We start from the raw sequence: 5,778 nt of genomic DNA on the forward strand, positions 1-5,778 counted from the left end.
AGTGGATCAGAGACAACATGCCCGAAGTGAAGGAGATCATGTTCGACGACGATACCTTCACGGACTTCAAGCCGAGAGCCGAAGAGATTGCCCGCGGCCTGGGCAAGCTGGGTGTGACATGGTCCTGCAACGCCAAGGCGAACGTGCCGTATGCAACGCTCAAGGTCATGAAGGAGAATGGTCTGCGGCTCCTGCTGGTCGGCTATGAATCCGGCGATGACCAGATTCTCCTGAACATCAAAAAAGGCCTGCGTACCGATATCGCGCGCCGCTTTAGCGAAGATTGCCGCAAGCTCAACATCAAGATCCACGGCACGTTCATTCTGGGACTGCCGGGCGAAACGCACGAAACGATCGAAAAGACTATCGAGTACGCCAAGGAGATCAACCCGCATACGATCCAGGTATCGCTCGCGGCGCCCTACCCGGGCACGACCCTGCACAAGCAGGCGATCGAAAATGGCTGGCTTAAGGAAAACAAGGTCATCAACCTCGTCAGTTCAACGGGCGTCCAGCTTGCGGCGATCAGCTATCCGCACCTGTCGAGTGAAGAGATCTATCACAGCGTGGAAGAGTTCTATAAGCGCTTCTACTTCAGGCCCTCGAAGATCTGGGAAATCCTGCGCGAGATGCTGGTGAGCTGGGAGATGATGAAGCGGCGGTTGCAGGAAGGCGTGGAGTTCTTCAAGTTTCTACGGGCTCACGAGGCATGACCCCGGACGTGCCCGGTCAATTTCCCGGCTTGTCACCTGCGAAACAAAAAAGGCTTCGAAGGGTGTATGTGAGATTCGCGTGGCTGGCAGGCGCCGTGTTGCTGATCGCGTTTGCCATCCATAGCGGGAGCCCGCATATGGCCCGCGTAATGCTTCGCTGGGCAGCGGATGTGTGCGGTGCGAGCGCGGCCTTCGGGATCCTCTACATGCTGGCTGCCGCCGCGTTGACGAGGCGCTTTTTGGCGCGCCCCTGTGCGGAGCCCAGCTCATTTCCGGGCGTGACTATCATCAAGCCCCTGCATGGGAACGAACGGGCGCTGCTCGAAAACCTGTCGGGATTCTGCAAGCAGGATTATCCCGGTGCTATTCAGTACCTGTTCGGCGTTCACGACAAGGCCGACCCGGCGCTCGACGTAGTGGAACAGTTGCGGCAGTTGCACCCTGAGGCTGAGATTGCGATCGTGATCGATTCCCGGCTGTATGGTCCGAACCGAAAGATGAGCAATATCCTCAATATGCTGCCCACCGCGCAGCACGACATCCTGGTATTCGCCGATAGCGACGTGGGGGTCGGTCCCGGCTACCTGCGCGGTGTTGTCGGCGAGCTTCAAAAACCGGGAGTCGGCCTGGTAACCTGTCTTTATCGCGGGCTGCCGGATGCGGGTTTCTGGCCTCGACTGTCCGCCAAGGCGAGCAACTATCACTTCCTGCCGAGCGTCGTGGTCGGCATGGCGCTTAAGCTTGCGCGCCCCTGTTTCGGACAGACCATCGCCCTGCGCCGGGTGACGCTTGAAAAAATTGGCGGTTTCTCGCAGTTCACGCATCATCTTGCCGAGGACCATGCCATTGGAGAAGCAGTGCGCCAACTCGGAGAAAAGGTGGTCGTTCCACCTATCATTGTGACCCATGCGTGCGTTGAAACCAGCGCCTCGCAACTGATCTCTCACGAACTGCGCTGGAGCCGTACGATTCGAACCATCGATCCGGCCGGCCACCTCGGCTCGGCACTCACGCATCCGCTTGTGTTTGCCCTGTTCGCGATCGCGTTGTCCGGCGCCGCGATGTGGACGTGGCCCCTTACGCTCGCGGCGCTCTTCACGCGGTTCGCACTGAAGCTGCAACTGGACCACGCGCTGGGCCAGGCCTCGGGTGATCTCTGGTTATTGCCCATATGGGACCTCGTCTGCTTCGCCATTTTCGTCAGCAGCTTTTTCTCGACGCGCGTACTCTGGCGAGGTTTCCAGTTCAAAGTCGGCCGCGATGGCCTGCTCTATCCGCTTGGGGAGAAATGACTGTTGATGCTCAATTCCGGCCCTCGCTTGCGACAAGCGCCTGACGTGCTCGCCGTCGAATCAGACTTCACTTTAATCGCATGACTAAATATCTTGGCCGGGCGATCGCTGCGCTTGGGCTGATCGTGGCACTGGCGCTAGTGTGGCACGACGATCCGCGCTCGGTGTTCGCACTGCTGCGCACTGCAGGTCCCGGCCTTGTCCTGGCCGCCGCCGTCCATGTCCTGCCGATGCTGGCCAATGCCCGCGACTGGCAAACGCTCATAACCGGCATGGGACGCCCCGGTCTGCTGGGCATGCTGCGGCTCGTCTGGATTCGCGAGTCGGTCAACAGCTTGCTTCCGGTTGCGAGGATCGGCGGCGAGATCGTTTCGTTCCGGTTGCTGACCCGCGCAGGTTTGCGAGCCTCTACTGCTGCGGCGAGCCTGGTCGTCGACATGCAGCTCACGCTAATCAGCCAGCTCGTGTTTACGCTGGTGGGCATAGCATTCCTGCTGGGTCACGCCACACCCGGGGAACGCCAGCTTGCCATAGACGTGCTCTGGGGACTCGCCCTGCTCGCGCCGCTTCTGGCGGGCTTTGCATTGATCCAGCACGTCAACCTGTTCGAAAGAATGACGCGCTTGTTCAATCGCCTGACAAGCGGCCAGATTGCGGCGCTGGCCGGCCCCTCGCTACGCATCGACCAGTCAATCAAGCTGATTTGGAGAAAACATGGGGTTGTCTTGCGCTATCTGTTTATCTGGCAACCGCTGCAGTGTCTCACCACTTCTCTGGAGATATGGCTAGCGCTTTATTTTCTCGGTTCGCAGATCAGTTTCGCCGAAGCTGTCGTGCTCGAATCGCTGATTCAAGCGCTCAGCAGCGCCGCGTTTTTTGTACCTGCCGCACTGGGCATTCAGGAGAGTGGTTTTGTTCTGATCGGTGGCGCCTTGGGCCTCGATCCGTCTGTGAGTCTCGCACTCGCGGGCGCACGACGATTACGTGACCTGCTCGTCTTCGTCCCGGGACTGTTTGCATGGCAGCTTGCGTTGGCGAAGAAGCGCGTAACAAGGGCTGTCGAGGGGTCGGGAGACGGCATTGAACACCAATACGCTGAGCATTAGGCGCTTGCCGCCCCGTTAGGCATCTTGAACATCAGCGCTCAAACTTTGCGCGCAACCTGCCAGAAGTCGATTTTCTCCTCTAGCCGCCGGCACTCGGTTACCAGGCAATCGATGTCATGCACCACATTGCCATACGACGCTCGGAGCATCGCGACCACCGGTTCCGGTATCGCCTGACAATTTCCGAAATCGGACGCCGCACGGCGCAGAAGCGAGAAGAACGCAAGCAGATCACGCCGGGTGTCGACAAAGGCGATGTCAGCGTATCGAGTCGATGAAACTGGCTCGATTTGATCGACCAGCCGAATTGCATGTTCGATCTGCGAGCAGTTGTACGTCATCTGGAAGTAACTGCTGTCGCACGCACCGCCGCACAACGCAGCATTCGCCTGATCGGCAAGCCTGCGGCTGACGTTGACTACGGTGACCGCCTCTCGCAAGCGCTCAAGCCTGAGCATGTGCGTTGCGCGTCTCGCGCGGATCGCCTCCAGCGCCGGTAACGCAAGACCAACGGAAACGCCGACGACATTCCCCAGGGTGTTGTAGAGAGACGCGACCGTGCCCGTCGACGTTCCGTACGCGTAGAAACCCGCTACAAGCGCAAAGGCCGTCATGCCAGCAGCGGGCATCAGGCGCACCTTCGTCGCGCTAACGCTCATCACGTTGCCCCGTGAAAACTCTGTGGTTCAAACACCTGCTTACCGCATTCGAACCCATGCAACCCTCATCATATTGACACGCCGAGCAGGTGCCCCACGCAGAACGTGAAGCTCGCTGCAATGCACCCTATAACGATTTGCCTCATCGCGGAAAACGCCGCGCCACGTCCATTGAAAAGCGAGGTAAACACGCCGATCGCCGCGAGCGCCAGCGCACTTAGTGCAACGCACTGGATGATTGCCGCGAATCCATTGCTCCACAAGAAAGGCATCGCCGGGAAAATTGCCCCCATGGAAAACAGACAAAACGACACGCCGGCAGCAGACCACGGATTCCCGCCCAACTCGGCGGGGTCCAGCCCAAGTTCTTCACGTGTGAGCGTGTCGAGCGCCTTGTCCTTGTCCCGCATGATCTGAGCGGCAACCCGCCTGGCTTCATCGCTATCCAGCCCTTTTGCCTGATAGATGAGCGCGAGTTCGTGCCGCTCGGCATCAGGCGTGTGTTCAAGCTCGTCCGCCTCCTTCGCGATCTGGGTGCGTGCGAGTTCCCGGGCATTGGTCACGGAAAGCCACTCACCCAATGCCATGGAACACGCGCCCGCGATCAGGCCGGCAAAGGCCGTCAGCAGGATCGTCTTGTTGTTGGTCCCCGCGCCTGCTACCCCCATGATCAGACAAAAATTCGATACCAACCCGTCGTTCGCGCCAAGGACAGCCGCCCGTAGATCGTTGCCCGACGAAACGCCCTTGTGCCACGACTCCGCTTCGGCAATCTCCGCGCCTTTCGACCTCTGCGGGCTCTTACGATTCGCCACGCTTTGCACCATGTCCGCATGCCGATGTTCCTCTTCGGCCATCTGCGCAGCGTCTGGTTGGCCCGCGTATTTATCCCTGTCCGCGTATTCCGCAGCAGCGACCGTGCGCAGGACAAAATCCGGGCCAAAGACTCGCACAAGCGCCCGCATGACCCGGGTCTTCGCGCTGTACTGATGCGTCCGGACCTTGACGCCGTTCGCCCGGAGTTTCTCGCGCCACACTTGCGCGTGCGTGAACTCGGACGCCGCGAGTTCCGCATAAATGGCCTTCTTCGAACCATCTCGCTCGACACTCGCCAGCGTTTCGTAAAGCGCCGCGCTGTCGAGTTCGTCGGCCAAGTTCGACCTGAACCTTTTGAGCTCCGTCTTGGATGCCAAAGGATTGCTCTCCTCGCTGGATTACCGAAAGTTTCTCAGCAAATCCTAACGGATCAAGCGTGCTCATTGGTTAAAGACCCTTAACGTCTGCGTAATTGAGAATAGCAATGGTTTGTACGACGCTCGGCCAGCGCGTGAGAACTCGCCTGACGCAGGAACAAACACTGCACGCCTGGGCTGAAGCCGCCCTTTGTTCAAAGGCTATGCCGTCATGCTTAGACAAAAATTAGCCGTGCCTTTCAGCGCGCAGACAAGGCGCAGAGTTAGCGCTCGCTGGCAGAGGAGACAATGGGCTTTGAGAGAAGGCGATCTCGCTGCGACATTGCTTAACGCGGATGTCACGCGAAACCGCTAGGGAGAAAGTATCAGGCTAGCGCCGGGACGCGCCTTGTATGAAATCGATCAACGCAAGATTCGATTCCGAACTGCGCGTGTCAAACGCGATCGGCGAATCCAGCAACTCCAGCGTGCTGTCCAGCAAGGCATGCGTCATGAGCTAGAGGTCTCCGGCTACCCCATACGACGGTGCCTGCTCGGGGCGTTTTGCGCGCGTTGCGTAGTCGTTCATTTGCGGTTCGTAGCGCTGCCAGAGCGCGCGCAAGTCGGCGATGGGTTCATCGGACCAGTCCACCCGCAATTCCGCAAGCGGCCAGACGTCCCGCCCGTAAACGCAAAAACCCGCTGAATGCACCGGTCCGGCCTCACCGCCTGCTGCAGCACCCGCTTCTAACGCACGAATCAGCCGCTCGGCAAGCGAGCTGGCATGAGACGCTTCGAAGGCTTCGGTCATAGCGGCGGGGGTACTATCGTGTGCG

At 59.4% G+C, this 5,778-nt stretch carries 7 protein-coding genes; 3 read left to right on the forward strand and 4 right to left on the reverse strand.

What is annotated here, in order from left to right:
- The 3 genes from GSQ93_RS38360 to GSQ93_RS28010 form a co-directional block, all read left to right on the forward strand.
- On the forward strand, positions 1–713 hold a 713-nt coding region (locus GSQ93_RS38360; protein ID WP_254074097.1), incomplete at its 5' end, for a radical SAM protein.
- A gap of 137 nt (positions 714–850) precedes the next feature.
- Positions 851–2,005, forward strand: coding sequence for a bacteriohopanetetrol glucosamine biosynthesis glycosyltransferase HpnI (gene hpnI / locus GSQ93_RS28005; RefSeq protein ID WP_158938898.1), 1,155 nt, complete (start codon positions 851–853; stop codon positions 2,003–2,005).
- Between the two features lie 80 nt (positions 2,006–2,085).
- Entirely contained in the window at positions 2,086–3,111 is a 1,026-nt protein-coding gene (locus GSQ93_RS28010) for a lysylphosphatidylglycerol synthase domain-containing protein (RefSeq protein ID WP_158938899.1), read from the forward strand.
- A gap of 38 nt (positions 3,112–3,149) precedes the next feature.
- On the opposite strand, the gene GSQ93_RS28015 is transcribed toward GSQ93_RS28010, so the two are convergent.
- The 4 genes from GSQ93_RS28015 to GSQ93_RS28025 form a co-directional block, all read right to left on the reverse strand.
- Positions 3,150–3,770 carry a hypothetical protein gene (locus GSQ93_RS28015; protein WP_158938900.1) on the reverse strand — a complete coding sequence of 207 codons (621 nt, stop codon included), beginning with the start codon at positions 3,768–3,770 and terminating at the stop codon, positions 3,150–3,152.
- Positions 3,771–3,838: 68 nt separating this feature from the next.
- On the reverse strand, positions 3,839–4,963 hold the full coding sequence (locus tag GSQ93_RS28020; RefSeq protein WP_158938901.1) for a VIT1/CCC1 transporter family protein: 1,125 nt from the start codon (positions 4,961–4,963) through the stop codon (positions 3,839–3,841).
- Between the two features lie 370 nt (positions 4,964–5,333).
- The gene (locus GSQ93_RS38560; RefSeq protein WP_301952092.1) at positions 5,334–5,456 is read right to left on the reverse strand and encodes a hypothetical protein; all 123 of its coding nucleotides are present in this window, start codon (positions 5,454–5,456) and stop codon (positions 5,334–5,336) included.
- 3 nt (positions 5,457–5,459) lie between these two features.
- The coding region (locus GSQ93_RS28025) for a DUF1028 domain-containing protein (RefSeq protein WP_158938902.1) at positions 5,460–5,778 on the reverse strand (319 nt) is incomplete at its 5' end.

The sequence above is a fragment of the Burkholderia sp. S171 genome (assembly GCF_009766085.1).
Lineage (GTDB): Bacteria > Pseudomonadota > Gammaproteobacteria > Burkholderiales > Burkholderiaceae > Caballeronia.